The sequence below is a fragment of the Williamsia sp. z71 genome (genome assembly GCF_059553375.1).
Window position 1 is genome coordinate 488,915 of record NZ_JCANWX010000003.1, and the last position, 25,414, is coordinate 514,328.

A 25,414-nucleotide genomic window follows, 5' to 3' on the forward strand; every position below is an offset into this window, starting at 1 on the left:
TTTGTGCGGCCCGAAGTCCACGACCTCGCTCGGCGTGGCGTGAAACTCGTGATGCTGTTGTTATCTCCTGTGACTTTTGTGGCTCGGCGATAGCAACTACTGTCACATCTGTCCCACTAGTCACATTGCGTGCTGATGCGTGTGTGTGAAGCCGCAGTGGGCGGAACTGTTTGAAGGGACAGCCATGCCGCGTATCCCAGGCCTGTACACCACTCGACCCATTGGGGGCCGGGCTGCGTACGGTGCCCGGTTGCGGCGGCCGGCAGTGGCCGGGGTGGCCCTGCTGATGGCCGTCGGAGCCGCCGGATGGGTGGTTCCACGGGCTGTCGAAGCAGATGTTTCGCTTGCGGTCGGTGGCGAGGTGACGTTGGTCGGGCACGGAAACGGGCACGGCCGCGGCATGGGCCAGTGGGGCGCGTTTGGTTATGCCAAACAGGGTTGGACCTCGACCCAGATCTTGGGTCACTATTACGGCGGCACCACCGCGGGGAAGGTGGACAACGTCGACGTCTCGGTAATTCTCACAGGCGAGTCGTCGGTCAATGTCTTCGCGGACGCCGGAATGAGGGTTGGTGATGTGGTGGTGGCACCCGGGCAGGCCGTGAGTCTGTCGGGTTCCACCGCCACCATCACCACCGGCTGTGGTGGTCCAGTGGTCCAGTCCATCGAACTCCCTCGATCCCTGGTCTCGCCGGTCACCCCCGGCCCGGGACGCCCGCTACCGGAACTGCTCCGGATGTGCGGTTCTGATCAGACTTTCCGTGGCTCGCTCGGCCTCGACGGCGGCAACGTGATCAACGTTGTCTCCCTTGATGATTACGTCAAAGGTGTGGTGCCGGAGGAGAGCATCGTGGCCTGGGCCGATGAGGGCGGCGCCGAGGCGCTCAAGGCCCAAGCCGTCGCCGCCCGTACCTATGCACTGGCCTCGATGGACATCAGCAAACCGATCGACGACACGATGAACTCCCAGGTCTACGGCGGATACGCGGCCGAAGACCCACGCTCCAACATCGCGGTCGATGCCACCGCCGGAGAGATCCTGCTCAAGGACGGAAAGCCGGCCTTCACCGAGTTCTCCTCGTCCACCGGTGGCGCCACCGACGGACGCGACTTCCCGGCCGTGAACGACGAGGGTGACGCGATCTCACCGCACCACGAATGGACCGCATCGGTCAGCTCGTCAAGCATCGCAAGCGAATTCGGTGTCGGTTCCCTGACCGGCTTCGACGTGATCGAGGCCTACGGCATGGGCGCGGAGAACGGCCGCGCCGCCACCGTCCGGATCACCGGTACCGGAGGCAGTGTCGATGTTCCGGCGCAGGAGGTGCGCACCAGGCTGCAGCTGAAGTCCTCGTTCTTTTCCGTGCAGGGTCAGGCGAACCCGCCGGCGATCATCGCGCCACCTTCGGGTGTCGGTGTCGGTGCCGGTGCGGTCGCGCCCGCGATACCGGTCATCCCCACGTTGCCGACGACGCCTGGCATCCCTGACAACACCGGGTCGGGCGAACTGCTCGGTCAGTTGCTGGCTCTGGCAGAGGCCGCCATCGGGACGAAGTTCTCCGAATTGGGCGGCGCTGCAGGACTACTCGGGACAGCCCTCGGACCGGTCGAACCCACCGTCACGGGAACCGGTGCGATTCAGCAGTTCCAGAACGGCGCAGTGTTCTTCAGTCCGGAAAGCGGCGCGCACGCCCTCACCGGTGTGGCCTTGGTGGACTACCTGATCCAGGGCGGCGAAACCGCTCTGGGATTGCCGGTCGAGGATGCGCTGAACACCCTGGCCGGAGAAATCGTCCGCACTTCGTCCCCGTAGGTGAACACCGAGGGAAGTCTTCCCTCGGCGGCCCTTCTCGGGACGGTTTCAGGCCACCGGGCCGGGGATACTGGGCGCGTGAGCGAACCAGGTCCGGACTCCTCATCGGCCTGGTGATCGCCGCGGTGATCGCCCGCTGACGGCGGGGTCGGCGCGACTGAGAGCTCCTGGGACAATGGTCGACGTACCACGAACAAGGAGATGACCCCATGCGTCCAGAAGCTGACGGAACGGCGCCGCATATTTCATACGTGATCGCGGGGTCGGAGGCCACCGGCGGTGCCGGGCTGCAGGCTGATCTGCGCACCTTCCGGCAACTCGACACGTACGGTGTCGGGACCATCACCTGCATCGTCTCGTTCGACCCGAAGTCCGGTTGGGCGCATCGCTTCGTTCCGGTGGATCCCGAGGTCATCGCCGATCAGATCGAGGCCGCCACCGGCGCCCATGATCTCGACGTGGTGAAGATCGGCATGCTCGGCACGCCGCAGACGATCGCCGTGGTGGCCAATGCGCTCCAGCAGCAGAGCTGGCGGCACATCGTGGTCGATCCGGTCCTGATCTGCAAGGGGCAGGAACCAGGTGCCGCCCTCGACACCGACAACGGCCTGCGCAGCGAGATCCTGCCCTTGGCCACCGTGGTCACACCGAACCTGTTCGAGGCGCGCACCCTGGCCGGCATGGAGCACATCGAGAACGTGGACGGCCTCAAAGAGGCGGCCCGGCGTATCGCCGACCTCGGACCCCGATATGTCGTGGTCAAGGGTGGAATGGAACTACCGGGCCCCGATGCCGTCGACATCGTTTTCGACGGCACCGAGTTCACCGAGCTCCGGGCGCCGAAGATCGGCGAGCAGCGAGTTGCCGGTGCCGGGTGTACTTTTGCGGCCGCGATCACGGCCGAACTCGCCAAGGGATCCGACGTGCTCGACGCGGTCCGGGTGGCGAAGGAGTTCACCAGGGCCGGGATCATGGGCCGGATCGCCACCAACATGCCACAACCGTCGATCGGGATCGCGTGATCATTCGGCCGATTCGGCTGTCATCCTGATCGTTTGCCGCCCGGTGCCCGAATCAACACCGGCAGCAGGATTCCGAAGAACAGCGCGATCGCCACACCGAGTGCGGTTTCGCCGATCCGTTCGAACAGCCGGGAGGATGCATTGTCAGGATTGGAGAATCCCAACAGCATGATCACGAAGAACGTCGTGAACGCCGGCAGGATGTAGAACCTCGAGCCGACGGTGCCTGCCGCCAGGGTGAGCGCCAGCCCGAAGGCGACGGCGTAAACCACCGTGGGTGGTGAGGTTTCGATCAGCAGCACGGCCAGTGCGCCGCCGGCGATCACCGACGCCACACGTCCGAACATCCGCGACATCTGCAGTTCCCGGGCAGGTCGCATCACCATCAGGGCTGCGGCGCAGGCCCATCCGACATGGTCGAAGTCGAGGGCGAAGCCGATCGCCGCCGCGACCGCACCGGCCGCGCCCAATCGCAGCCCGTATCCCATTCCCGGTCCTGCGGGCGGAGCGTCCCGGGCCTGCGGTTCCCGCTGCGGCAGCACGAGGCAGATCAGCCAGACAAAGGCCGATCCGGCCAGGAAAAGCGCTGTCAGTCTTCCTGATTCGCCGACAGTGTCGTAGCTCAGGCCGACGCCGACCATCGGCACCGCGAGGGTCATCATCAGTAGTCCGAGCCGGGCGAAACGAGCGGTCCCGGCCAGGAGCACCGCGCCCAGCGCAAGCCCGAAGATCACCGGCACCGCCACAATCGGATACGGCGCCACCAGTGAACCGGCCATCATCGGCACACCGATGAGCAGTCCGGAGATCAACAGAACGATGCGTTGCCGTCGTCGCGGTGGTATCCCGACCACGGCGGCCGGAAGTACACCTACGCCCAGCGCTGCCGCCGCGGCGATGTCGGAGAACGCGACCGCAACGGCGGGAACGGCCGCGACCGCGCCGACGGCAGCACCGGTGCCGCTCCAGGCGAAGAGCGGTTTACCGGGCATGGGCCACAACGCCTTTCGTGGCTGGTGCGGGTCTGGGTATCGGCGCGACCCGATGTGCTCTGTCGGAACGCTAGCAGGATCCGGTTCAGCAGAGGCAGATCTCGGCTGATCGCAACCACGAGGCGAACGCCTCTTGATCGGTGCTGTCGGTGAGCCACCACGTGATGGTCCCGTTCGCTTCCGAGTAGATGATGTAGGCGACGGTGTTGTCGTCGAAGGTGTCGAAGTAGGCGTACACCGGTTCGCCGTCGATGATCTGCGTGAACAACTCGGAAGTATTACCGGCGGCGTACTCGGCGTCGGCGATGGCCTTGATGTCCGAGGTCCCTGCGTCGAAGAGGCCGATGGCGCTCGGTGGGGCGCCGGTGGTGCCTTCGGTGAGCACTCCGGCGGCCGGGGCGCACATGATTCCGGCGATGGCATAGTCCGGACGGTCCATCGCCTGGCAGGTGTCGGCGTCGAACAGATCTGGATTGGCGTCGACCAGGCCCTGGTCGTCTGCGTCCAGTACCCCGGCGGCCGTTGATGTCTTCGTCGTGGGTTCAGGGGGTTTGGTGGTCGACGACCTGGTTGAGGTCGACGTCGAGGTGGATGTGGACGACGTGGGAATCGGCTCGGCCTTGGGGCCGTCGTCACCGCTGGAACTGGCGATCGCCACCCCGAGAATGGCGGCGACCAGCACCACCACGACCGCGGCGATCGCACCGATCGTGAGATTGCGCTTGCGGTTCGGATTCGGGCCGGGCTGCCCGGGAGGCAGACCGTAAGCGGAGGCGTGACTCGGTGGTCCGTCCGAACCGTAGGGGGGCGGCTCCGAGCCGTACTGCGCGGGAGAACCGTACTGCGGGTTCGATCCATATTGCGGGATCGTGCTGTATTGGGCGGTGGGCACATATCCGCCGCTCGGCGCCGGGGTCTCGGGGGAGTCCCAGCCGGGTGTGCCCCAGCTCGGTGCGGTCGGCGGTGGCGGTAGTGGTGCGGGCCCGGACCCGGCGGAATCGGACTCTGCGACAAGCGCTTCGAGAGCGCCGAGTGCGACCACGGTCTTGGGGTTGTCCAGTGTTGCCACCGTGCCGAGCTCACCGAGACGCTGTTGGACCAGCGGCACCCGTGAAGAACCACCGGTCAGATAGATCTGGACGTCGCCGCCGGCCCCGGCCCGGGCCAAAGTCCGTCGGGTGAGGTCGACGACCGAGTCGACGTTGGCGGCGATGAGCTGTTCGAATTCTCCGCGGGTCAATTCGAGGATGGCCTCCCGCCCGCCTCCGCTGATGTTGATGACCGCTCGCGGCGATTCCGACAACAGTTCCTTGGCGCGGCGGATGTTGTCGTCGACGGCGCGCTTGGTCGACAGATTCGCCTCCGTCCGCAGGTACTCCAGGAGTTCGGGGGCGCGTGAGGTGAGCTGTTTGTCGACCCACCGCCGGATCATGGCATCGAGGTTCTTCCCACCGAGACCGTTGCTGCCGTCGTGGGCGATCAGGTCGATCGAACCGGGCGTGGAGGTGACATCACCGATCTTGACGACGGCGACATCGCAGGTACCGCCCCCGTAGTCGACCACTGCGATCGTCCGGCCGGCGGCCTCTCCCGGTGGGATGGCCCTGGTGTAGTGCGCGATCGCGGCGCGGGGCTCGGAGATCAGGGTGATCGCAGACCTGTCGAATCCGATCAATTCGGCCGCGCGGGTCAGCACGTCGACCTCCTCGGGTGACCAGGCTGCGGGGTGCGTGAGGATCAACCGGTCGGGCCGGGTGCCGCCGCGCCGTTCCACCGCCCGGTACATGGCCGAATTCAGCACGGCCGCAATGAGATTCTCCAGCGGAAGGTCGAGGTTCCCGACCGGGACCGTGCCGGCGTTGATATGCCGCTTCGGGTGTGTGATGAAGGCGGCGGGATTGCCGGCCGCCGCGTTGACGGCGGCATCACCGACCAGCACATTGCGGTAGGAGTCGGCGTACACCGACGACGACATGATGTCGCTGTTGTGGGAGAGCGGCACCACCGACGGTGCGCCCGAACCGGGTTCGTATGCGGCCGCGGCGGTATTCGACGTACCGAAGTCGATCGCCAGCCACCATTGGTTCGCCATCGGTGGGAGTTCCTTTCGAAGTGAGTGGCCATCGGAGTCGGCCACCGCCAACGTAAGGCATCGGGGCGTTGGCGGCAGCCGATTGTCCTGTGGGTGAATGTCCTACTGCCAGACGACGGTTGACACCGTGACAGGCAATCGAATATCGAATATGTCCGGTATGCCGCTATTCGTCGCGATCAGCCGGTTCAGAGGGCGCTGGTGTCAGGGGCTTCGACACTGGAGGGGTTGACCTCGGTCCACTCGTCGGTGCCCGCTTCGTGGACGTAGGCGCTGTCGATCTCGCCGTCCTGATCATCATCGACGAACGCGATGTCGTGTTGGCCGTCGGCGTTCTCGTCGACGAACACGGTGTCGGCGACACCGTCGGAGTCGGAGTCGGAGATGGCGGTCTCGAAGTGCTCGTCGCCGTCGGTGTCGAAGGCCAGGGTTTCCGCGGTGCCGTCCTGGTCGTAGTCCTGGACCATGACGTCGCCGATACCGTCTCCATCGACGTCCACGAGGGCGGATTCGGTGACGCCGTCTCCGTCGACGTCGAAGACCTCGAGGACGGTGGCATCTTCGCTGATCTCGGGCATGCTGTTGTCGGACATCGGGTTCTCCTTGTTGGTGAGGGCTCGCGATGGGTCTCGCTTGCGGTGTTGTCGATAGGAGTGTCCGCAGGTGCCGAATGTTCCGACGACGTCGGAAATGTCGACGTCGACTACTCGGGAGAATTTCGAACCCAGTGACCGGAAGAGCGCTGCCACAAGCGAAATCGAGCGCCTCGTAACTACAGGACGAGGCTCCGCTCACCCCGCGATGAGATCGAACTCGTTGCCTTCGGGGTCGGCGAGAGTGGTCCAACGCAAACTGCCTGCGCTTTGCTCGGCAAGGATGGTCGCTCCGAGGGTGAGTATGCGTTTCAGTTCCTCGTCGTACTCGGTCGATGCGAGGTCGATGTGGAGGCGGTTCTTGACCGTCTTGCCCTCGGGAACCTGGAGGAAGGTGATGCGGGGTCCGCTGGTGGCGGGTTCGGCAGCCAGAAGGGTGGCGTGCATGGGGGAGGCGCCATTGGCGACCTCACGTCCGAGGACGGCGGCCCAGAACCGGGCGATGCGTCCGGCGTCGTGGGCGTCGTACGTGATGCCGATGAAGGTGGTGGTCATGATGTCCTGGGATCGGGTGTTGGGTGTTCGGGTTCAGATGACGGGGATGGGCAGGAGTTCGAGCAAGCCACGGTCCCCGTCGAATCCATTGCTCAGCGCTGCTGAGACATCGTCATGTGGGGTGCCGTATCGGGGCGCGCTGACCTCGTCGAGGTGTCGATGGTGCTGCTCGTCGAGTTCCATGTCGAGGGACTTCAGGTAGGCCTCGAGATGTGCGAGGGAGGAGGGTCCAACAATGGGGATCATGGCTGTGGTCGTCGGCGCGATGCGGTGACGTAACCATGCCAGTGAAACTTGGAGGGGGTCACTGTTGATCTCTTCCGCGATGCGGAGCACCGCATCGACCACCGAGGTCTTTTGCGGGCTTCCCTCGACCGCGCCTCCGCGAAGTGCCAACCGACCGGTCTGACCCTGGCGATATTTGCCGGTGAGCAGTCCGCCGGCGAGCGGGGAGTAGAGCATCACTCCCAAACCATGCGCTTGAGCCATCGGTAAAAGCTCTCTGTCCGCGGATCGTTCGGCGAGGCTGTACTCGGTTTGTATGCCAACGAGCGGAGCAAGGCCCTGTAGGTCCGCTCGCACGGCGGCACCGGCGGTCCGCCAGGCCGGGAAATTCGACAAACCGCCGTGCAGCATCTTTCCGGAGCGCACAAGGTCATCGAAACCGCCCAGGATCTCCTCCAGCGGAGTGGTGCCGTCCGGGAAATGCGGCATGAACACGTCCACATAGTCGGTGCCCAGCCGCCGCAGGCTCTCCTCCAACGAGCGAACCATGGTCTTGCGACTGTTCCCGGTCGTGCCGGGGCGCGGCTGATCCCGACGAGTGCCGCTGTACTTGGTGATGACCACGAAATCGTCGCGATCCTTGCCCAGGAGCGACCCGAGCATGGTTTCGGCCTCCCCTGCTTGGTACAGGTTGGACGTATCGAATGTGGTGCCCCCGGCAGCTACGAAGGAATCGAAGATCTGGCGGGAGACTTCAGGGCCGGCGCTGGTGCTCGTGGTGCCGAAGTTCGCGGTTCCGAGCGCGTATTCAGAGACCCGAAGTCCTGTCTTGCGTCCGAAGGTCTGGTAACGCATGAGTGCTCCTGAGGTACTTGCGGGCGTATGCTCCGTGGAGCGTATCAAATAAAACGAAGGATCATTCTTTATGCCAAAGGTAGCCCAAGAGCACCTCGACGCGCGGCGTCAACAGATCGTGGAGGCCGCGCGCAACCGGTTCGCCGATCAGGGATTCGCCGGTACCTCGATGGCCGACATCGTCGCCGAGGCGGGACTTTCGATCGGCGCAATCTATCGCTATTTCCGCAGCAAGGATGAGGTTGTCATCGCAGTCTGCGAGCAGGGCAGCAACGCGTTCCCCGAAGCCCTGACAGCCGCCGCCATCCATGACTTCCTCGAGCACACCCGAACCCTGGCCCGGGAGACCGGGCATGCTCGACTCGTGTCGCAGATCTACGCCGAGGCCGCGCTGTCTCCGGCGTTGGCTGAGGTCGTCCAACAACAACTTGCAGCCCTACGCGACAAAGTCGTGGCCCTCCTACCCGGAGGCCGGGGTGCTCGCACAGAACAGGTCGCCGAAGCGTTTGTGGCCATCTGTGTCGGCTACAGCCAGCAGCTCGCCGTTTGCGGAGATGTCGACTCCGCACCCTTCAGTGGGGCCTTGCTGACGCTGATCCGCAGTGTGGATGACCAGAATGACAACCTCCCTGGGAAGAACGACTGACCCGGTCAACGGCATCATGCCGGAGCTGATCCCACCTGCTGACCCACGCGCCACCGACTGTCGACGGCCGCGATTTTCTGTCAGTTTCCTGTCAGCGGCAATTCGACTGCGGCCCAGGCGATGTCAGAACGCTGTGCGCGCGAGCCAGGTCTCCCAGATCTGATGATCGCCGAGCACCTCGACGTTTGCCTCGGTTGCCGACAGACGACGGGTCAGTGCGAGTAGGAGATCCATTGCGCGACCACGTGCCGCTGCTCCGGCCTTGGTGTGACTGTTGTCCCAGGCGATCGCATCATCGCCACGACTGACCGACCATTCACCGGCGCTGCCGAGGGTGTCCTCGAAGGCGTGCAGGTGCAACGTGGACCCCGACTCGAGGGGAGCCGGCCTGCCTGAGCCGGGCTGGGAGAGGAGGTCGAGCCACTCGGAGATGCCGTCGGCGGCAAGGGCCGGGCTCAGCTCATAGGGAAGACCCAGCGCCAATGCGGCATCTGCTCGATGGACCGTCGCCTCGTGGAGGCGACGGCGGATCCACCAGGCCGCGGGACGGGGCCCGAGGAACGTCCAGACCGGGGTATCGGGGCCGGTGCCGGCGACCGCGTCGATCAACTTCTGGGCTCCGTCGTGCAGCCAGTCGATCGCCTGATCCGGATCGGCGGGCGGCTTCCCTCCGGCGACCGTTCGTGGATCGAGGGGTGAATCCCGCTGTTCGGCAACGATCGTAGCGGCCCAGCGGTCACCACGTCCGACATGGCGAAACAGTTGCTGGACGGTCCATTCCGGACACGTCGGCACCGGATGAGCCGGATCTGCCTGCCGGATCAGCGCGCCGAACAGACGGTTCTCTTCCACAAGCGCATTGGAGTAGTCCACCTTCGGACAGTACCGCTTCGGTCGGAGGAGGTCATCCACCAAACGCTGAGCGCCGGAACTGCCGGGCCCGATGTTCGTAGGGCAGGTAGGGGCCCTTGCCGGGGAAGATCTTCTCGCGCAGTGTGCCCGGGGAGTAGCTCTCCTGCATGATCCCGCGTTTGCGCAGTACCGGCGACACGTGTTCAACGAAGTCCTCGAAGGAACCCGGCGACACGACGTACTGCACGTTCATGCCGTCGACTCCGGCATCCTGCCAGGCCTCGATGCGGTCGGCGATCTGCTCGGGTGTGCCGACCTCACGCAGGTTGCCGAACCAGCGGACCAATTCACCGATGGTCATCGACTGACGCGGTGCCATCGAGATCAGCTTCGCGACAATACCTTCCCGTCCTTCCGGGCGTTTGGCGATTTCCCCGATGGGTTCGTGCGGGTCGAGTTGTCCGAAGTCGTATCCGAGGAAGACACTCTGTTTGGCGAGATTTGCTTCGATGCTCTGGAAGTCGGTGATCTCGTCCTGCAGCCGATGGGCCTCTTCCTCGGTACTGCCCACGACGAAACCGAGGATCCCGAGCAGTTTCACGTCGCCGGGATTGCGTCCGTGCCGCCGGGCGGCCGCCCGTACATCTGAGACGATCGGTGCTGCTTCGTCGGGGTTGAGCGCATTGATGAACAGCCCCTCCGCATTTCGGCCTGCGAAGTCGCGCCCACGTGGAGAGACACCGGCCTGGATGAGGAACGGTGTCCGCTGCGGTGAAGGCTCGCACAAGTGTGGCCCGACGACGTCGTAGAACGGTCCGACGTGGTTGATCTCGTGGACCTTGGCCGGATCGGCATACTGCTGGGTGGCGATGTCGCGGATCACCGCATCGTCCTCCCAGCTGGCCTCCCACAGTTTGTAGACGACCTCGACGAAGTCGTCGGCGCGGCCGTATCGGTCCTCGTGTTCGGGAAGTCCGGACAACCCCAGATTGCGGCCGGCGCCGGCCAGGAACGTAGTCACGATGTTCCAACCGATGCGGCCCCGCGTGAGGTGATCGAGGGTCGACATCTTGCGGGCGAAGGAATACGGCGGCTCCTGCAGGATATTCTGGGTGAGAACAAATCCGAGCTCATCGGTGGCGTACGCGAGCGCCGGGATGAGTTCGCCGGGATCGTTGATGGGAAACTGCATGCCACTGCGAACCGCGGTCTCGCGCGACCCGGAGAACGACTCGTAGGGCGCGAGCACGTCGGCGAAGAAGAGGGTGTCGAAGTAGCCGCGCTCGAGAAGTTTGGCGCACTCGACCCAGTAATCGATCGAGTTGTAGTCGAGCTGCTTGCTGCCCGGCCAGGCCCACATCCCCTGATCGTGGTGGGAGACGGAAAAGATGTTGAACGCGTTGAAGATCATCCGCGGTCGATGCGTCATTGTGACTGTTCCTCTTTCACCCCGAGCACCTCGCGGCCGACGAGTCCGGCAAGGACCTCGGTCGAGTACGCCATCAACTGACCGGCCTGGGCGTCACGCAGGTGACGCTGGATCGGCGACTTCTTGAGATAGCCGGTGGCACCGCCGATCCGGACCGCGAGCTGCGCCACATCCACCGCGACCTTGTTGGCCAGGTACTTGGCGCGGGTGAGGTCGCCGAAGAACGCGGGATCGCCGTTGTCCGCTTCCTGCAGGCCTCGTTCGTAGAGCGCATGCGCGCCTTCGAGCCGGACATGGGCGTCGGCGACCTCATGCTGAACCCACTGCTGATGGGAGAGAGGCTTGTTCAGGATCACGCGGGACGATGCGTGTTCGACGATCGCTGCCAGTGCCGCATCGGCGATACCCAGGGAGATGGCGGGCAGCCCGGCCGGAATGATCGCGAAGTCACCGAATCCGGGAGCGCGGCCACGGTACTCCTGGCGCATCAGGGTGTTCTCGAACGAGAGCAGCTGACTTCGGGTGGCTCGCAGCCCGAGTGTGTCCCAGATCGGGATGATGGTGACCGTGTCGTCCGGGATCACGCCGAAGAACGTGGGGGCACCCTCGACCAACGCATTGACCAGTAGGTAGTCGGCGATCTCGCTACCTGAGACAAACCGCTTTGCGCCGTTGAGGATCCAGCCACCGGGTGCTGCCTCGGCTTCCTGCGTGGGATTGAGGAAGCGGTTTCCGCTGGTGGGTTCGGACAAAGCGTTGGCAAATCTCTTACCTGCCAAGAACTCGTCGGCGAAGAATGAGCCGGCGACCTCTCGGGTGAGCTCGGACAAACCGACACCGGCACCCGAGTGCATCGTCCAGATCGTTGCGGTCGACGGGTCGGCCTTGGCCAGCAGTCGCACGATCTTGCCGAAGCCCAGGTAGCTCAGGCCCGATCCGCCCAGATGCTGGGGAAGGACTGCCGTGTTCAATCCGGCCGCGTGCAGCGCGTCGAGATTGCCGACCGCGATTTCGGCGCGGTCGTCGTAGTCGGGCGCCGTCTTTGCGAAACCGGTTGCCAGTTCGGCGATCGACTCGATCAACGCGCGTTCTTCTTCACGCGCGGACAGTTGCGGGGTGGTCATCGGACTCCTTCTTTCGGACGGATTGTTGCCGGAGCGTCGGCCGCTCGCGGTGTTCGGCCACGTCCGAGGTGTATGCGGCGCGACACCACACACAGAACGGCGAACGTGGCCAGATACGGAAGGGACTGGAACAGTTCGACGGGCAGGCCGAGGTTACGGGTCTGGGCGAGTAGGGCCAGGCTGTTGAAGAAAGAGAACAGCAGGGCCCCGGCCACCAGGCCAAAAGGGTTCCGGCGTCCAATGATCACCACGGCCAGTGCGATGAATCCCGCGCCGCCGGTCATCCCCGGCGAGAAGATACCGATGCTCGACAGGGACACCACAGCCCCGCCGAGTCCGGCGAACGCGCCGGCGATCACGGCTGCGGTGAGTCGGTAACGGGCCGGTGAGATGCCGCGGATGATCGCCACAGCCGGGTCGTCGCCCACCGAGCGCAGGCGTAGCCCGAATCGCGTCCGGGTCAGCACAAACCAGGACACCACGACCAGGACCAAGGTCAGGTAGAAGAACACCCCGGCTTCGGCGAGTCCGGTTCCGATCAACGGGATCCCATCCAGGAGTGAGATATTCAGTTCTGGCTGGGTGTCGACCGCGGTATTGGTGGAACCGGCGGGGTTGATCGACTGGTATAGGAAGATACTCAGACCTGAACCGATGAGCCCGATGGCGATTCCGACGATGATGATGTCGGCTCCGGCCATCGACGAGGCAAGGCCGAGTAGTAAACCCGACAGCGCACCGAGGGAAATTCCGGACAGTACGCCGAACCAGACACCGCCGACACTTGATCCGAGGACACCGAAGACCGCGCCGATCAACATCATTCCCTCGATGCCAACGTTGAAGCCGCCGGTTCGTTCGAGGAAGATCTCACCGATTCCGGCAAGGATGATCGGTGAGCACAGTGCCAGTGCTCCTGCGATGACGATTGTCCAGAAGTCGATGGTGTTCATCCGGCGGCCACCTCGACCTTCTGTGAGTCGGTGCGGGGTTCTGGTGCAGATGTACGCGGCAACAGTTTGATCGCTGCCAGGGCGAGCGCCGCGGTCAACAGCAGAATGCCCTGGCTGACGGTGCCAATGGCGGTCGGAGTGGTCCCGGTGGCCATCTGCACACCTGCCGCGCCGGTGCCCAACGCTGCGTAAACCACTGCTGCCAGCGCGATTCCGACCGGATTTCCCCGCCCGAGCACGGCCACCGCCAGACCCGCGAAACCGATACCGCCTGCGACGTTCGGTTCCAGTCGGGTGGTGACACCGGCGACCTGCATCCAACCGGCCATACCGGCGAACAGCCCGGAGATCAGCATCGCGGAGAGGACGGCGCGCATCGGGGTCAGACCCAGCCGGGATGCCAGGAGGGGCCGTTTGCCGTAGACATCGAACAGGAAGGCCGACGGTGTCCGCGTCCACCACCAGGCGGCCAGAAGGATGATGACAACGATCACGATGCCGACGTGGATTCGGCCATCGACCGGAAGTTGGGGGACCAGAGACGGTTTCGGAAGTACCGCGCTCTGGGGGCTGGCCGCGGTCTGTTCGTCGCGCAGTTGGTTGCGCAACAAATAGGTCAGCAGGAAAGCGGCCAGATAGTTCGCCAGCAGCGTGGACAGGATCTCGTTGACACCCCAACGCACCTTGGCGATGGCCGGGATCAACGACCACAACGCGCCGCCGATTCCGCCCGCGATGGCGCCGAGTGTCAACGCCACCGGCGACGGCACCGATGTTCCCAGCGCAAAGGCGACCGCCGCCGAGAGGGTGGCACCGAGGATCAACTGGCCCTCCGCGCCGACCGTGATGATCCCCGCGCGGAGTGCGATCGACGCACCGAGGGCAACCAATGCCAACGGCGTCGCATCGGACAGCGTCTGAGTGAGGTTGTAGCCGCCGCCGAATGCGCCGGTGAACCAACCGGATAGCGCAACATCCAATCTGCCGCCCGTACTCGCGATCATCACCGCGACGATGGCGAGTCCGGCAAACAGATAGAGCCCGGCGAGCACCAGTCCGCGGGTACCTGCGAACCGGCGTAGGAGATCAGGCATTGATCTGACCCCCGCTGGTGAGACCGGCTGCCGCGCGGCCGAAACGCCCGATGTCGAAGTCGGCAGTGTCGAACTGATCGACGATCCGGCCCTTGGCCATCACCAGGATTCGATGAGACAGTTCGCGGACTTCGTCGAGATCTGCCGACACCAGCAGGATCGCCGTGCCCTTGGCCGCGGCTTTGCGTATCTCTCCGCGAATTGCGGCCGCAGCACCCAGATCAAGGCCCTGGGTGGGGCCGTGCAATACGGCCACGGCCGGGGCATCGGTGGGCTGATGCCCGTCGAGTTCCCGCCCGACCAGCAACTTCTGCTGGTTTCCGCCGGACAGTGCACCCGCGTGGACACCGACGTCGAGCGGTCGGACGTCGTGGCGCTTGCAGAGGTCGAATGCAAACGCCCGGATGGACCTGGCGTCCATCATCCCGAAACGACGAAATGGCTTGGGACCACCGAGGTTGCCACCGAGCCTGCGCAACACCGCGGAATGGGTGATGGGGGAGTCGGGCAGCAGGAAGTCGGCACGAACCTCGGGGACGTAGGCGACGTCGGCTTCGTGTGCACGGCGCGGGTGACCGGCGATGTCGATGCCGTCGACGGTGATCGAACCGCCGGCGAGGGGAACCATGCCGACTGCCGCGGCGGCGAGCAAGCTCTGGCCGTTGCCTGCGACACCCAGTACACCGACGATCTCGCCTCGCCGGACGGTGAAGCTGACCGAGTCCAGGGAGACCTGATCGGGTGAGTTGATGCTGACCCGATCGAGGATCAGTCGTTGCTCGCCGCCGCCAAACGGACTCGGCACGATCACCTCTGGCGCCGCCCCGACCATCGCGGTGACGAGATCGTCGTCGGTGGTAGCGGACATGGATGCGGCAAGGGTGACGCGGCCACGCGAGAGTGCGGTGACATCGTCGGCGACAGAGCGCGCATCGGCCAAGCGATGGGTGATCAGGAGGACCGAGACACCATTTTCCGCAAGAAGTTTGAGTCGCGCGAAAAGAGTATCCGTCTCGTTGGGGCCCAGTGCAGAGGTGGGTTCGTCGAGCAGGAGGATGTCGGCGCCCTGGGCCAGAGCGATCGCCAGCTCGCCGAGTTGGCGTTGCGCGAAACCCAGATTGCGGACCGGGGTGTTGGTCCGGAGTACCAGGCCGGCCTCGGTGGCCACCCGGTCGAGCGCTCTGGAGGCCCGAGTGCGGGAGGCGATGCGCTCGGACTGATTCAAGATCAGGTTCTCGGCCAGTGTCAGTTCCGGATTGAGGCTGAGTTGCTGTGCGACCAAACCGATTCCGGCGCGGATCGCTGCGGTCCGGTTCGGGAGCACAATCGATTGACCGTCTCGAACAACCGACCCGGAGGTCGGTTGTTCGAGACCGGCCAAGATCTTCAGTGCCGTCGACTTACCGGCGCCGTTTTCACCGATGAGAGCATGGATGGTTCCGGGGGCGATGGTGAGGTCCACGTGGTCGAGCGCGCGGGCGGCGCCGAAGCTCTTGGAAACACCGTGCAACGAAAGTTGTTTCACCATCTACCGATTCCCGTGCCGTCTCGTTGATCGATCTGTGCCTGTCAGGTCAGCTGATCGGCGGGATCGTGACCGCACCCGAGGCAAGCTGTGCAGCAAGCTCATTGACCTGCTCGGCGATGTCATCGGGCAGGTTGGGCGCAGCCGCCGGCTTGTTGCCATCGGCGTAGATCAGGCCCTTGTTGGCGATGGTGGAGGTGTACGCGTGGTCGCCGAAGGTTTTGTTGTTCAGCTGCGCCACGATCTCCCGCAGCGTGGGGGTGAAGTCGAGCTTCACCAGCCCGATGTTGACGGCCTGTGCGTCCGATGACGATGCACTCGATGCGCCCAGTGTGGCCACGTTCGCTGCCTTGGCCGCCGACAGCACGCCCGGTGTGTACGCCTCGGCCCCGGTGACGATGAGCTTTGCGCCGGAAGCGATCTGGGCCTTCGTCGCCTGGTTGGCCAGAGAGGTGTCGGTCCAGCTGCCGGTGAAGATCGGGGGCAATTCGACGGCTGCCGGACTTGTCACGTCGAGACCGACGCTGACCGCCTTGTGGGTGATCTCGTTGAACGGGGCGAGCTGTCCTTCGACAACGCCGATCGGCGACAGACCGGTCTTTCCGGCGATCCACCCGGTGAGGTATCCCTGCTGGTCACTGGCGTATGTCCAGGTTTCGACGTTGGGTGTGGCCTTTTCGAGTATGTCGGCCGAACCAGTGGCCACAAAATGAGCGTCGGGGAGTTCCGAGGCGACGGTGAAGATGGAGTTCGCGAAGTCCAGACCCCATCCGATGATGAGGTCGTAACCCTGCGAGGCGTATTGGCGGAAGGCAGCTTCGGCATCGGAAGAGGTGGTGACCGACTCGCGGATCTGCAGCGAGATCGCGCCCTCGTCCTGGAGTGTGTTGCCGGCATCCGCGGCGTACTGGCTGAAGCCGCCGTCATTTGCCAAGCCGCCGAGCACGATTGCGACCTTGGGTTTGCCCGAATCGGCGTCGGCATCGGAGTCGGATGAGCAGGCGGCAAACGCGGCCACCAGGGGTATGGCGAGCAGGACGGCAAGGCTCTTGCGAAGTTTCATGATGCGGCTTTCTTGGCGGAAGGACCCAGTGTTGAGAGCTGCGCTCAACTTGTTGATAAGTATCTTCATGCGACCCGCCCCACGAAAGAAACAAAACCGCGGCGCGTAAAACCGGTCTTGCGTTTGACGGGGCGGGCTCCGGGTGATACGGAGCGTCACTGCACCACGACTCTGTGGTGATTCACTAAATCGGTTTGTTATCAATCTATTTCGCACATAGGCGAGTAACTGTGGTGCAGTGGTCCGGGTTACGGACGTGCGGTCGTGACGAAGTGGTCGTGCGCCGGTTGTGGAGCTTCGCGACCGAGGTGGTGATAACTTATCAACAAGATCCCGCCGCTGCAGTGCAGTGTGAATGCCCTCGGTGGGGCATACCTCCTCAAAACTTCTAAGGAATGTGTGTCACATGAGTGTCGAATCCGTCTCTGCCTCCGCGCCACGTATCGACGAGGGCTGGATCCGATCGTTGCCCAAGGCAGAAGTGCACGTTCACCTCGAAGGCGGCTTTGAACTCGTCGACCTGATGGATCTGGTGAAGGCCGCCGGTGAGTCGTTGCCACGTCCGGCGGCAACCCTTCTGCAGAAGATCGGGGAGGGTTTCGACGCAGGCGGCGGCACCCCTGCGGCCGAGGCCGGACTGACGCCGTTTCTGCAGTTTCTCGACTGGGGTTGCGGATTGATCCGGACGCCCGAACAGGCGGCCCGACATGCCTATCGGTTCGCGGCGCGGCAGACCGCATCCGGGATCGCATACTCCGACGTCATCATCAACCCCTGCCACTGGAGTGCCTGGCGGGACCGCCTGCCCGAGTTGTTCGACGCGTTCGCGGCCGGCCTCGACGAGGCGCATCAGGACGGACTCGCCCAGATTCGCCTGTGTGTCTCATTGCTGCGTTCACAATCGGCAACCGATGCTGTCGAGCTTGTCGAGTGGATCGCCCATTCGCGGCCGAGACATGTCCTGGCGATCTCGGTCGACGGTGACGAACGGAGATCGGGACGGGTCAGCGCAAAGTTCGCCGACGCCTTCGCTCTCGCGGGCCGCTCCGGGCTCCGTCGCACCGTGCATGCAGGCGAATCGAGTGGGCCGGAAGGTGTGTGGGATGCGGTGAACCTCCTGCAGACCGAGCGAGTTGATCACGGTGTCCGGGCCATCGAGGACCAGCGGCTGGTCGAGCATCTGATCCAGACGCAGATCCCGCTTGGCATCTGTCCTCGATCCAATGTCATCCTGGGCATCTACGACGATTGGTCGCAGCATCCGTTGATCCGACTTCGGGACGCGGGTGTGAATGTCACCATCAACACCGACGATCCGGGTTTGCTGGGTTCGACGCTGGAGGGGGACTGGGCCGTATGCGCGGCGACGTTTGGTCTCGACGAGTCGGATCTGATCGGGTTCGCCAGGGCGTCCGTGGCTGCGTCCTTCGCCGATGACGACACCAAAACCGCTCTGGTTCAACAGATCGACCAATTCGAGCTTGCGCAGGGTTTCTCACCCCTGCCGTCCATGTAACTGCCATCCAGACAGGAGACGCGATGAACCGCAGCCACGGACCCGGCGGATTCACGGTGACCGGAGAGACCGAGGATGCGCGCGTCAACCGCGAGCTGTTGCGTTATGTACGGGAGGCGTCGGCAGCGGACAATCCGTTGCCGGGCGAGTTGGATCTGATCGCGCGCTTGAACTGTACCCGCCAGCAGCTGCGGCGGGCGCTATCCGAACTCGAACGCCAGGGCGTGCTGCGACGGCGGCAGGGTGCGGCCACCACTGTCGACCCGGTGGGACTCCGGATGAACGTGCGCCTCGAGGACCAGTTCGAGCACACCGAGTTGCTGAAACTCATGGGTTATCGATCAGAGGTCGAGGTCAGGGTCTCGCGACTCGAACCATTGCCCGAGAACGTCGCAACGCTGCTCGATGCGGAACCCGGCGCACCGGCGCTGAAGATGGTCAAGCGCTGGCGGGCCGACGGCAAGCCGGCGATGCTGGCATCCGGATATCTGCTCATGCCCGACGCGTCGGAGCGTGAACTCGACGACTCGGTCTTCACCGCGGTCACCGAGGCCTGGGGCGAATCGCTGGTCTGGGAGGTTGCGACACCGGGTGCGGTGGCCCTCGACGAAGAACTGGCCGATCTGCTGGAGATGCCGGTCGGATCAGCCGTCATGACACTGGAACTCATCGGCGTCGGCGCCAGTGGCCGCCGCTTGTTCTACGCCTTCGAGCATCACCATCCCGAGTTCGTGACCTATTCGCTGCTCCGCACCGTCCGTCCGCCGTGGGCGGCCGGATGACATCCTGGGCCCACTGATGACAGAAACCGCCGGACCCGATGAACTCGGATCCGGCGGCTTTGTTGTCGGTCTGTCAGCGCATCAGTGCGCGATGACGGGTTCGGCGTTCGGGTCGATCTCGGGGATCTTGTTGGGGTAGATCACCCCGGCGATCACCGCACCAAGGGCGAAGAACCCTGCAGCCCACCAGAATGCGGTGTGGTAGCTGGCCATCGAGGCGCCTTCCATGATGGCCTGCATGCCATCTGGGCCGGAGGGGCTGTGGTCGCTGACGTAGTTCTCGGCCGAGGTGGCGGCAAAGCTGCTCAGCAGTGCCACGCCGATGGATCCACCGACCTGCTGCGCGGTGTTGACCGCCGCCGACGCAACTCCGGAATCGCTCGCCGCGACGCCAAAGGTCGACAGGCTGATGGCGTTGGCGAAGACGGTGCCCATCCCGATGCCGATCATGATCAGGCTGGGGACCACAGTGCTGAGGTAAGAACTGTCGACCTCGATCCTGGTCAAGAGGGCCATGCCCACCGCAGCAACGGTCAGGCCGACGGCCACCATCACCTTGGGGCTCAACCGGGTGATGAGCACCGAACCGGAGACCGCCGCGGTGATACCGATCGACAGCACCATCGGCAGGAATGCCAGACCGGTTTCGACCGGACTGAATCCCAGGGTCTTCTGTAGGTAGAAGGTCAAGAACAGGAACACCGCGAACATGCCGATCGAGGAGATGAGCATGACGAGGTAGGACGCGCCGCGCATCCGGTCGAGCAGGATTCGCAGGGGCAGCAGTGGATGAGCAACCTTGGTCTGCACCCAGCCGAACACGCCGAGGAGCACGAGTCCGATGACTAGCGGGAACAATGTCATGCTGTCGGTCCACCCCTTGGTCTCGGAATTGGCGAATCCGTAGACGATGAGGAACAGGCCGACGGTGACCAGGATGGTCCCGGCCCAGTCGATCGGGGTCCTGGTGCCGGCCTTGATGTGCTTGGGGAGCAACATGATTGCGCCGACCAGGGCGGCCAGCGCGAAGATCACGTTGACGTACAGGCACCAATTCCACGAGATGTACTCGGTGAGAACGCCTCCCAGCAGGAGACCGATGCCGGCACCGGCGCCGGCGACGGCACCGAAGATACCGAAGGCCTTGCCGCGATCCGGTGATCCGGCGAACGTCACGGCGAGCAGCGAGAGCGCTGCGGGTGCGAGCAGGGCACCGAAGACGCCCTGCAGTGCACGGGCGGCGACCAGGATCTCGAAGCTCGGTCCCCAGCCACCGAGTGCCGAGGCCGCTGCGAAGCCGATCAGGCCGATGATGAAGGAGTTCTTGCGACCGAACAGGTCATTGATCCGGCCGCCGATCAACAGCAGGCTGCCGAAAGCGAGCGAGTAAGCAGTGATCACCCATTGCCGATCACCATCGCTGAAACCCAGGTCTTGCTGGGCTTCGGGGAGCGCGATGTTCACGATGGTGGCGTCCAGGACGACCATGAGCTGGGCGACCGCGAGCACGGCAAGGATCAGCCAGCGATGTTTGGAGCCGGTCGATTCTCGCGACGGCGAAGTTTGGGTTGTAGACATGTTCTCTTTCAACTACGGAAGCGGAATAGGTGATTCCGATTGAGGGTACCAGAGCGGAATCGGTGATTCCACTTAGCGCTATGCTGTAGCCATGGCGCAGACAGGAGACACGTCCGACGTGCTGCGGGCCGATGCGAGGGAGAACCACCAACGCATCCTCGTGGCTGCTCGGGAGGTGTTCGCGGCCCAGGGCCTCGGCGCGAAACTGGCCGATGTGGCCAGCCACGCCGGTGTGGGCGTCGGCACGATCTATCGGCGATTCGAGAGCAAAGAAGCGCTCATCGAGGAGCTCTATGCAGAGCGACTCGGGGATGTTGCGGCCATGGTCGGTGATGCCGAGGCGCTCGCCGATCCATGGGAGGGTCTACTCCGGTTCCTTTATTCCAGCGCGACGATGATGGCCGACGATCGGGTCATGAGGGACCTGGTGTTCGCCGGTGCACCGTCGATTCCACAGACGACAGGTGCCAGCCTCGAACTGGCCGAACACATCACCGCGGCCCAGGCCACAATCAACGAGGCCGCTGATCGCCTTGTGTTGCGGGCGAAAGAATCCGGTGAGCTCCGCGCCGATTTTGAGGCGACCGACCTCCCGGTGCTGGCCTTCTCGATCCAGGCCACCGCTCAGTTCGCGAGATCGCACAACCCGGACCTGTGGCGCCGGACGATGGGCATGATCATCGACGGTATCCGGGCATCACGAACCAGCCTGACGCCGTTGGAGAGTCCGGCGCTGACGGAGGCGCAGTTGTCAGAGATATTTGCTGCCCATCAGATCGGAAAGTCCATCTGAGGTTCATCTAGACCGCGCGGCGCATCATCGAATAGGTGTGCAGCAGAACAGCAACGGCCTCCTCTTCGGCCGCCGAACCGCCGAGCAGTCCGGCGGCGTGCACCCGCCGCAGCCGCCGGTCGAGTTCGGCGACGATCGCGCTGCGGTCGGCGTGGGGCGGCAGCCCGACACGGCCACCGATCCCCGAGCCGACCAAGACCTGTCGGAGTTCGCTCACCCAGGGTGATTCGGGATCGGTCTGCGTCAGAGAACCCAGCGCCTTGAACTCCGCCATCGTGTGGGCCTGAGGACTTCGGCGCACCTGGCGCAGGATCGACCTGATCTGTCCGTCGGCCGGATGGGACAGGGCCAGATGCTCGATCTCGGTGCAGGCCGCCACCGCCCGGGTGATCAGAATCGAACGGGTCAGGTTGACGTCGATGTTGGCGCGCAGCTCGTCGACCCGCGAATGTTGTTGCAACCAGGCGTTGACGGCGTGCGCGCCCCGGACGGCGACGCCACGCGCGTGCCGAAGGCCATACTCGCCCAACAGATCCAGCAATCGGTCGCGTTGTGCGTCGGTGCCGATCGCTGGCGTCGGGGATTCGAGCCAGCGCTCCAGCTGTAGATCGGAGAGTCCGGCGAGTGCGGCCAGCGCATCGGCGTCGGCTTCGGTGAACTGACCGGTGTGCGCGGTCTGGGCCAGCAGGCCCGCCACCGGTTGGACGGTGAGGAGACCGGCCGCCAACGACGCCGCGATGGCACCGGACCGCTTTTGCGCTTCCTCGATCGGATCGATATCGCCAAAAGCGCCCTCGCCGAGGGTATCCGCCTTGGCCAGCACCCCGATCGTGTTGACCGCCGAGAAACCGAGGTCATGCAAGAACTGCACCTCGTCGGCCCGGGGAGTGGCATCGAACAGAAAGATTGCCGCATCGGCGTTGACCGACGCCTCGCGGGTTTGTCCGAAGCCGTCGATCAACGCCCGGCGGGTGGCCTGTTCGTTGCCGGTCGTGATGGTTGCCAGACCCGGGGTGTCGATCAGGACCATGCTCTGCAACAACCGGCTGGGCAGGTAGCGGTTCAGGTATGCGATGTCCTCGGTCCGGACGCCCAGTTCGCCGACGCGGCCGTCGGTCAGCGGGGCACCATGGCGATCACCTGCGATGGTCACCACCTCGGCGCGTGCGGGGGCTCCATCCTGATAGACCGCAACAACTTTGGTGCACTCGGTGGCGCCGGTGTCGGCGACCCGGTCGCCGATCAGCGCGTTGACCAGTGTCGACTTTCCGGCTTTGACCCGTCCGACGACCACCACCCGGGGCGGAGCCCACAGGTCATCCCGGATGCGAGCGGTGGCCTGAGCGAGGGGGCGGTCGATCTGTGCGATGTGGGCGAGAGCACCGGTCAATTGGTCGCGGAGGGCATGTGGCCGGGTGCGGCGGGCCGGTGGCCGGGTCACAGTGGTGTGCTCGCCTTCTCGAGTCCGGCGATCGCGGCATCGAGTTGTTCGATGAGCGAGACGATCTCGGTCTGCCGACGCGTCAAAGCACGTACGCGCTTGTCCCTGGTCGCCTTGTCTTCCTTGGCGGCCTCGGCGCCGGCGTTGATCTGCTCGCTGATCTCCTCGGTCTGGGCCCGCAGGTGTCGGCGATAAGCCACCACGATCTGCGCGCGCGCGGTCGCGACCGTGCGGTCGATCACCCGCAGCGTCGATTTACTAGTGAGCCCCAACGTCTCCCGCAACCAGGTGATCAGGTGCGCGCGGCCGTTGCGCATCGCGCGGTATCCCAGGTTGACCGACAACCAGGCACCGCCGGCCACCAACCCGATCGGCAACACCATGGCCATCGCCAGACTCCCGAAGATCGCACCGCCGACCATGCCGCCGGTCAACAGGTTGGCACCCATGAATCCCATCATCATCGCTCCGGGGTCCACCACGTCCTTCCATTTCTTCTGTACCTCAGGGGAATTGATGTCCTCGGCCACCAACGTTGCGGCCACCGAGTCCATGATGGCCTCCCATTGCTCGTCATTGCCGAACAGTTGCGCCACCACGTCGTGCAACGCCGAGGCGAAGGTGTCGAAGGACCGGGCACTGGCGGCCTGTAGGTCGGAGGTGATCGCTGCGGTGAACACCTGGGGTTGCTTGCGCAGCATCCCCCAGCCCTCACCGTTGATGCGTCCGGTCCAGTCTTCTTTGAGCCGGTTCAGGTCACCGTCCAACTGGGCGGTCGCCCGTTGCCGGGCCAGTGTGATGTCGCGCGACAGATGCTGGTCCCACTCGGTGCCGTGGTCGCGCAGGTCCTTCAGCCGGGCCTTCTTCTTGTTCAGGTCGTCGAGCGCCGACGAATCACCCTGGACCACTGCGATTTCCGTGTCGAGACGGGTCTTCATCCGGTGCATACCGCTGCGGCATACCTGCAACCCGTCGAGCATCGGAGAGATTTCCCCGTACGCCAGCAGTCCGTTGATCGCATCGCGGAGATCTTCGATCCCGGACGCGGCGAGTATCTCCTCGCGGTGCTCGGGGTCCTGGTCGAGCGCCGCCAGCGCCCGAGTGCCCGACACCCCGATCACGCTCGCGGTCCGGCCCAGCCGGCTGCGCACGATCGCGCGATTCTCGTCGGCGATGGTCCGCCAATTGCGGCGGTTCTTGTCGATCTTGGTCATCGCCACCACCACCGACCCGGAGGTCTCCGTGGCAGTCCGCAAGAACTCGACCTCGGGCGCGGTCAACGGCGCGGCGCTGTCGCAGACCATCACGATGGCCCCGGCCCGGCGGGCGGCGGTCAGGGCCAGGCGCGCGTGCCGGGGATCGAGACCGCCGGCACCGGGGGTGTCGACCAGTGTCAGCCCGGGTAGATGCAATGGATCGACGGCCACGACGGCTTCGGTGGGCAGGGCCTCGATGGTGGGGTCCTGCACGTGCTTGCCGCCCATCGTCACCCAGTCGGGCAGCTCGATCAGTGGGATCACTCGGTTCGAGTCCGGGAAATCCAGTCGCGCAGACCCGGCCGCCAGGGTCTCGTCCGGCGGTGCGAACCAGACGCTGGCGCTGGTGGTGATGTCGACACCGACCGGAGCCAGGGATCGTCCGAGCAATGCGTTGACCAGAGTGCTCTTGCCCCGCTTGACCTCGCCGACGAACACCACTGCACCCCCGGAGTCGGCGGCGTGAAAACGGGTCCGGGCAAGGTCGGCGGCCTTGGGTTGTCCGTATCTGCGCAGCGCCTCGGTGGCGGCGTCCAGCGCTTCGACCGCGTCGGTGTCGGCACGAGCGGTCACGATCACTCCCGGGTCATCGAGGGGCAGGGGTCGGGGGTCAGTCGAAGGGAGGGTTTCTCCACTGATGACTCTGCCGCATCCACCCTGGTCTGCGACATTGATCAAGTGACTGACACGAGCGAGCGCGACCTGGTTTTGCGCAGCCAAGACGGCGATCAAGCGGCCTTTGGTGAGCTGGTCACCCGGAACCGGGATCAGATCTGGGCGGTATGCCTGCGGATCACCGCCAACAAATACGACGCCGAGGATGCGCTGCAGGACGCGCTGATCGCCGGCTGGCAGAACATCGGCAAATTCCGTGGCGATTCGAAGTTCACCAGCTGGATGTACCGGATCGCTGCCAACGCGGCGCTGGCCGTCATCCGCAAGCGGCTCGACACCTCGGCCGACGGCCCGCCGGAGTTCGAATCCCTGGCACCGCGGGTCGATGCCCAGGTCGCCGATGTCGACCGCGTGCGGGCAGCCCTGGCGCTGCTACCGCTGGAGTTCCGCGAGGCCATCGTCCTGCGTGAGTTCGGTGATCTGACCTATCAGGAGATCGCCGACCAGCAAGGTGTCGGTGTGCAAACCGTCAAGAGCCGCATCAACCGGGCTCGGGCCAAGCTCCTCGAAACCCTCTCCTGACGGCCCCCCCACCCCCGA

Annotated in this window: 22 protein-coding genes; 7 read left to right on the forward strand and 15 right to left on the reverse strand. The window is 64.6% G+C overall.

Annotation, left to right across the window (positions count from 1 at the left end; translation table 11 throughout):
- Window positions 1-286 precede the first annotated feature (286 nt).
- On the forward strand, window positions 287-1,813 hold the full coding sequence (locus AC51GR_RS10480; RefSeq protein WP_496324633.1) for a SpoIID/LytB domain-containing protein: 1,527 nt from the start codon (window positions 287-289) through the stop codon (window positions 1,811-1,813).
- A gap of 209 nt (window positions 1,814-2,022) precedes the next feature.
- Window positions 2,023-2,835, forward strand: a complete 813-nt coding sequence (gene thiD / locus AC51GR_RS10485) for a bifunctional hydroxymethylpyrimidine kinase/phosphomethylpyrimidine kinase (RefSeq protein ID WP_496324562.1) — start codon at window positions 2,023-2,025, stop codon at window positions 2,833-2,835.
- A gap of 20 nt (window positions 2,836-2,855) precedes the next feature.
- Here the strand turns inward: thiD and AC51GR_RS10490 are convergent, their stop codons facing one another.
- The 5 genes from AC51GR_RS10490 to AC51GR_RS10510 form a co-directional block, all read right to left on the reverse strand.
- Complete coding sequence (locus AC51GR_RS10490) at window positions 2,856-3,827, reverse strand: FUSC family protein (RefSeq protein ID WP_496324563.1); 972 nt, start codon at window positions 3,825-3,827, stop codon at window positions 2,856-2,858.
- Between the two features lie 85 nt (window positions 3,828-3,912).
- Window positions 3,913-5,919, reverse strand: coding sequence for an Hsp70 family protein (locus AC51GR_RS10495; RefSeq protein ID WP_496324564.1), 2,007 nt, complete (start codon window positions 5,917-5,919; stop codon window positions 3,913-3,915).
- Between the two features lie 188 nt (window positions 5,920-6,107).
- Entirely contained in the window at window positions 6,108-6,512 is a 405-nt protein-coding gene (locus tag AC51GR_RS10500) for a hypothetical protein (protein ID WP_496324565.1), read from the reverse strand.
- Window positions 6,513-6,710: 198 nt separating this feature from the next.
- The gene (locus AC51GR_RS10505) at window positions 6,711-7,067 is read right to left on the reverse strand and encodes a VOC family protein (RefSeq protein WP_496324566.1); all 357 of its coding nucleotides are present in this window, start codon (window positions 7,065-7,067) and stop codon (window positions 6,711-6,713) included.
- A gap of 33 nt (window positions 7,068-7,100) precedes the next feature.
- Window positions 7,101-8,147 (reverse strand): aldo/keto reductase, encoded by a 1,047-nt coding sequence (locus AC51GR_RS10510; RefSeq protein ID WP_496324567.1) that lies wholly within the window; start codon window positions 8,145-8,147, stop codon window positions 7,101-7,103.
- Window positions 8,148-8,217: 70 nt separating this feature from the next.
- Between AC51GR_RS10510 and AC51GR_RS10515 the strand changes: the two genes are divergently transcribed.
- Complete coding sequence (locus tag AC51GR_RS10515; RefSeq protein WP_496324568.1) at window positions 8,218-8,793, forward strand: TetR/AcrR family transcriptional regulator; 576 nt, start codon at window positions 8,218-8,220, stop codon at window positions 8,791-8,793.
- Window positions 8,794-8,916: 123 nt separating this feature from the next.
- On the opposite strand, the gene AC51GR_RS10520 is transcribed toward AC51GR_RS10515, so the two are convergent.
- The 7 genes from AC51GR_RS10520 to AC51GR_RS10550 are packed head-to-tail and all read right to left on the reverse strand — an operon-like array spanning window position 8,917 to window position 16,833.
- Entirely contained in the window at window positions 8,917-9,666 is a 750-nt protein-coding gene (locus AC51GR_RS10520) for a maleylpyruvate isomerase N-terminal domain-containing protein (RefSeq protein ID WP_496324569.1), read from the reverse strand.
- Between the two features lie 31 nt (window positions 9,667-9,697).
- Complete coding sequence (locus AC51GR_RS10525) at window positions 9,698-11,074, reverse strand: LLM class flavin-dependent oxidoreductase (RefSeq protein WP_496324570.1); 1,377 nt, start codon at window positions 11,072-11,074, stop codon at window positions 9,698-9,700.
- A complete protein-coding gene (locus AC51GR_RS10530; protein ID WP_496324571.1) occupies window positions 11,071-12,198 on the reverse strand; it encodes an acyl-CoA dehydrogenase family protein in 1,128 nt (375 codons plus the stop codon). The genes AC51GR_RS10525 and AC51GR_RS10530 overlap by 4 nt, the downstream gene beginning before the upstream one ends.
- Complete coding sequence (locus AC51GR_RS10535) at window positions 12,195-13,151, reverse strand: ABC transporter permease (RefSeq protein WP_496324572.1); 957 nt, start codon at window positions 13,149-13,151, stop codon at window positions 12,195-12,197. The genes AC51GR_RS10530 and AC51GR_RS10535 overlap by 4 nt, the downstream gene beginning before the upstream one ends.
- The gene (locus AC51GR_RS10540) at window positions 13,148-14,245 is read right to left on the reverse strand and encodes an ABC transporter permease (RefSeq protein WP_496324573.1); all 1,098 of its coding nucleotides are present in this window, start codon (window positions 14,243-14,245) and stop codon (window positions 13,148-13,150) included. Before AC51GR_RS10540 ends, AC51GR_RS10535 begins: the two co-directional genes overlap by 4 nt.
- Complete coding sequence (locus AC51GR_RS10545) at window positions 14,238-15,773, reverse strand: ABC transporter ATP-binding protein (protein WP_496324574.1); 1,536 nt, start codon at window positions 15,771-15,773, stop codon at window positions 14,238-14,240. The genes AC51GR_RS10540 and AC51GR_RS10545 overlap by 8 nt, the downstream gene beginning before the upstream one ends.
- 46 nt (window positions 15,774-15,819) lie before the next feature.
- The gene (locus AC51GR_RS10550; protein WP_496324575.1) at window positions 15,820-16,833 is read right to left on the reverse strand and encodes a BMP family ABC transporter substrate-binding protein; all 1,014 of its coding nucleotides are present in this window, start codon (window positions 16,831-16,833) and stop codon (window positions 15,820-15,822) included.
- Window positions 16,834-17,239: 406 nt separating this feature from the next.
- Between AC51GR_RS10550 and add the strand changes: the two genes are divergently transcribed.
- Entirely contained in the window at window positions 17,240-18,349 is a 1,110-nt protein-coding gene (add, locus tag AC51GR_RS10555; protein ID WP_496324576.1) for an adenosine deaminase, read from the forward strand.
- 23 nt (window positions 18,350-18,372) lie between these two features.
- The gene (locus AC51GR_RS10560; protein WP_496324577.1) at window positions 18,373-19,131 is read left to right on the forward strand and encodes a GntR family transcriptional regulator; all 759 of its coding nucleotides are present in this window, start codon (window positions 18,373-18,375) and stop codon (window positions 19,129-19,131) included.
- Window positions 19,132-19,212: 81 nt separating this feature from the next.
- Here AC51GR_RS10560 and AC51GR_RS10565 read toward each other — a convergent pair whose 3' ends face one another.
- Window positions 19,213-20,709 (reverse strand): MFS transporter, encoded by a 1,497-nt coding sequence (locus AC51GR_RS10565; protein WP_496324578.1) that lies wholly within the window; start codon window positions 20,707-20,709, stop codon window positions 19,213-19,215.
- A gap of 91 nt (window positions 20,710-20,800) precedes the next feature.
- Between AC51GR_RS10565 and AC51GR_RS10570 the strand changes: the two genes are divergently transcribed.
- Window positions 20,801-21,502 carry a TetR/AcrR family transcriptional regulator gene (locus AC51GR_RS10570; protein WP_496324579.1) on the forward strand — a complete coding sequence of 234 codons (702 nt, stop codon included), beginning with the start codon at window positions 20,801-20,803 and terminating at the stop codon, window positions 21,500-21,502.
- Between the two features lie 7 nt (window positions 21,503-21,509).
- Here the strand turns inward: AC51GR_RS10570 and AC51GR_RS10575 are convergent, their stop codons facing one another.
- Both AC51GR_RS10575 and AC51GR_RS10580 read right to left on the reverse strand, forming a co-directional pair.
- A complete protein-coding gene (locus tag AC51GR_RS10575) occupies window positions 21,510-22,943 on the reverse strand; it encodes a dynamin family protein (protein ID WP_496324580.1) in 1,434 nt (477 codons plus the stop codon).
- Window positions 22,940-24,772, reverse strand: coding sequence for a dynamin family protein (locus AC51GR_RS10580; RefSeq protein WP_496324581.1), 1,833 nt, complete (start codon window positions 24,770-24,772; stop codon window positions 22,940-22,942). Before AC51GR_RS10580 ends, AC51GR_RS10575 begins: the two co-directional genes overlap by 4 nt.
- Before the next feature lie 105 nt (window positions 24,773-24,877).
- Between AC51GR_RS10580 and AC51GR_RS10585 the strand changes: the two genes are divergently transcribed.
- A complete protein-coding gene (locus tag AC51GR_RS10585) occupies window positions 24,878-25,396 on the forward strand; it encodes an RNA polymerase sigma factor (protein ID WP_496324582.1) in 519 nt (172 codons plus the stop codon).
- The last annotated feature ends 18 nt before the right edge of the window (window positions 25,397-25,414 follow it).

What these genes read in the sequence shown, in the direction of transcription:
- AC51GR_RS10480 (WP_496324633.1), top strand. Translation starts at nt 287, where the DNA reads ATGGCCGTCGGAGCCGCCGGATGGGTGGTTCCACGGGCTGTCGAAGCA.
- thiD (WP_496324562.1), top strand. Translation starts at nt 2,023, where the DNA reads ATGCGTCCAGAAGCTGACGGAACGGCGCCGCATATTTCATACGTGATC.
- AC51GR_RS10490 (WP_496324563.1), bottom strand. Translation starts at nt 3,827, where the DNA reads ATGCCCGGTAAACCGCTCTTCGCCTGGAGCGGCACCGGTGCTGCCGTC.
- AC51GR_RS10495 (WP_496324564.1), bottom strand. Translation starts at nt 5,919, where the DNA reads ATGGCGAACCAATGGTGGCTGGCGATCGACTTCGGTACGTCGAATACC.
- AC51GR_RS10500 (WP_496324565.1), bottom strand. Translation starts at nt 6,512, where the DNA reads ATGTCCGACAACAGCATGCCCGAGATCAGCGAAGATGCCACCGTCCTC.
- AC51GR_RS10505 (WP_496324566.1), bottom strand. Translation starts at nt 7,067, where the DNA reads ATGACCACCACCTTCATCGGCATCACGTACGACGCCCACGACGCCGGA.
- AC51GR_RS10510 (WP_496324567.1), bottom strand. Translation starts at nt 8,147, where the DNA reads ATGCGTTACCAGACCTTCGGACGCAAGACAGGACTTCGGGTCTCTGAA.
- AC51GR_RS10515 (WP_496324568.1), top strand. Translation starts at nt 8,218, where the DNA reads ATGCCAAAGGTAGCCCAAGAGCACCTCGACGCGCGGCGTCAACAGATC.
- AC51GR_RS10525 (WP_496324570.1), bottom strand. Translation starts at nt 11,074, where the DNA reads ATGACGCATCGACCGCGGATGATCTTCAACGCGTTCAACATCTTTTCC.
- AC51GR_RS10530 (WP_496324571.1), bottom strand. Translation starts at nt 12,198, where the DNA reads ATGACCACCCCGCAACTGTCCGCGCGTGAAGAAGAACGCGCGTTGATC.
- AC51GR_RS10535 (WP_496324572.1), bottom strand. Translation starts at nt 13,151, where the DNA reads ATGAACACCATCGACTTCTGGACAATCGTCATCGCAGGAGCACTGGCA.
- AC51GR_RS10540 (WP_496324573.1), bottom strand. Translation starts at nt 14,245, where the DNA reads ATGCCTGATCTCCTACGCCGGTTCGCAGGTACCCGCGGACTGGTGCTC.
- AC51GR_RS10545 (WP_496324574.1), bottom strand. Translation starts at nt 15,773, where the DNA reads ATGGTGAAACAACTTTCGTTGCACGGTGTTTCCAAGAGCTTCGGCGCC.
- AC51GR_RS10550 (WP_496324575.1), bottom strand. Translation starts at nt 16,833, where the DNA reads ATGAAACTTCGCAAGAGCCTTGCCGTCCTGCTCGCCATACCCCTGGTG.
- add (WP_496324576.1), top strand. Translation starts at nt 17,240, where the DNA reads ATGAGTGTCGAATCCGTCTCTGCCTCCGCGCCACGTATCGACGAGGGC.
- AC51GR_RS10560 (WP_496324577.1), top strand. Translation starts at nt 18,373, where the DNA reads ATGAACCGCAGCCACGGACCCGGCGGATTCACGGTGACCGGAGAGACC.
- AC51GR_RS10565 (WP_496324578.1), bottom strand. Translation starts at nt 20,709, where the DNA reads ATGTCTACAACCCAAACTTCGCCGTCGCGAGAATCGACCGGCTCCAAA.
- AC51GR_RS10570 (WP_496324579.1), top strand. Translation starts at nt 20,801, where the DNA reads ATGGCGCAGACAGGAGACACGTCCGACGTGCTGCGGGCCGATGCGAGG.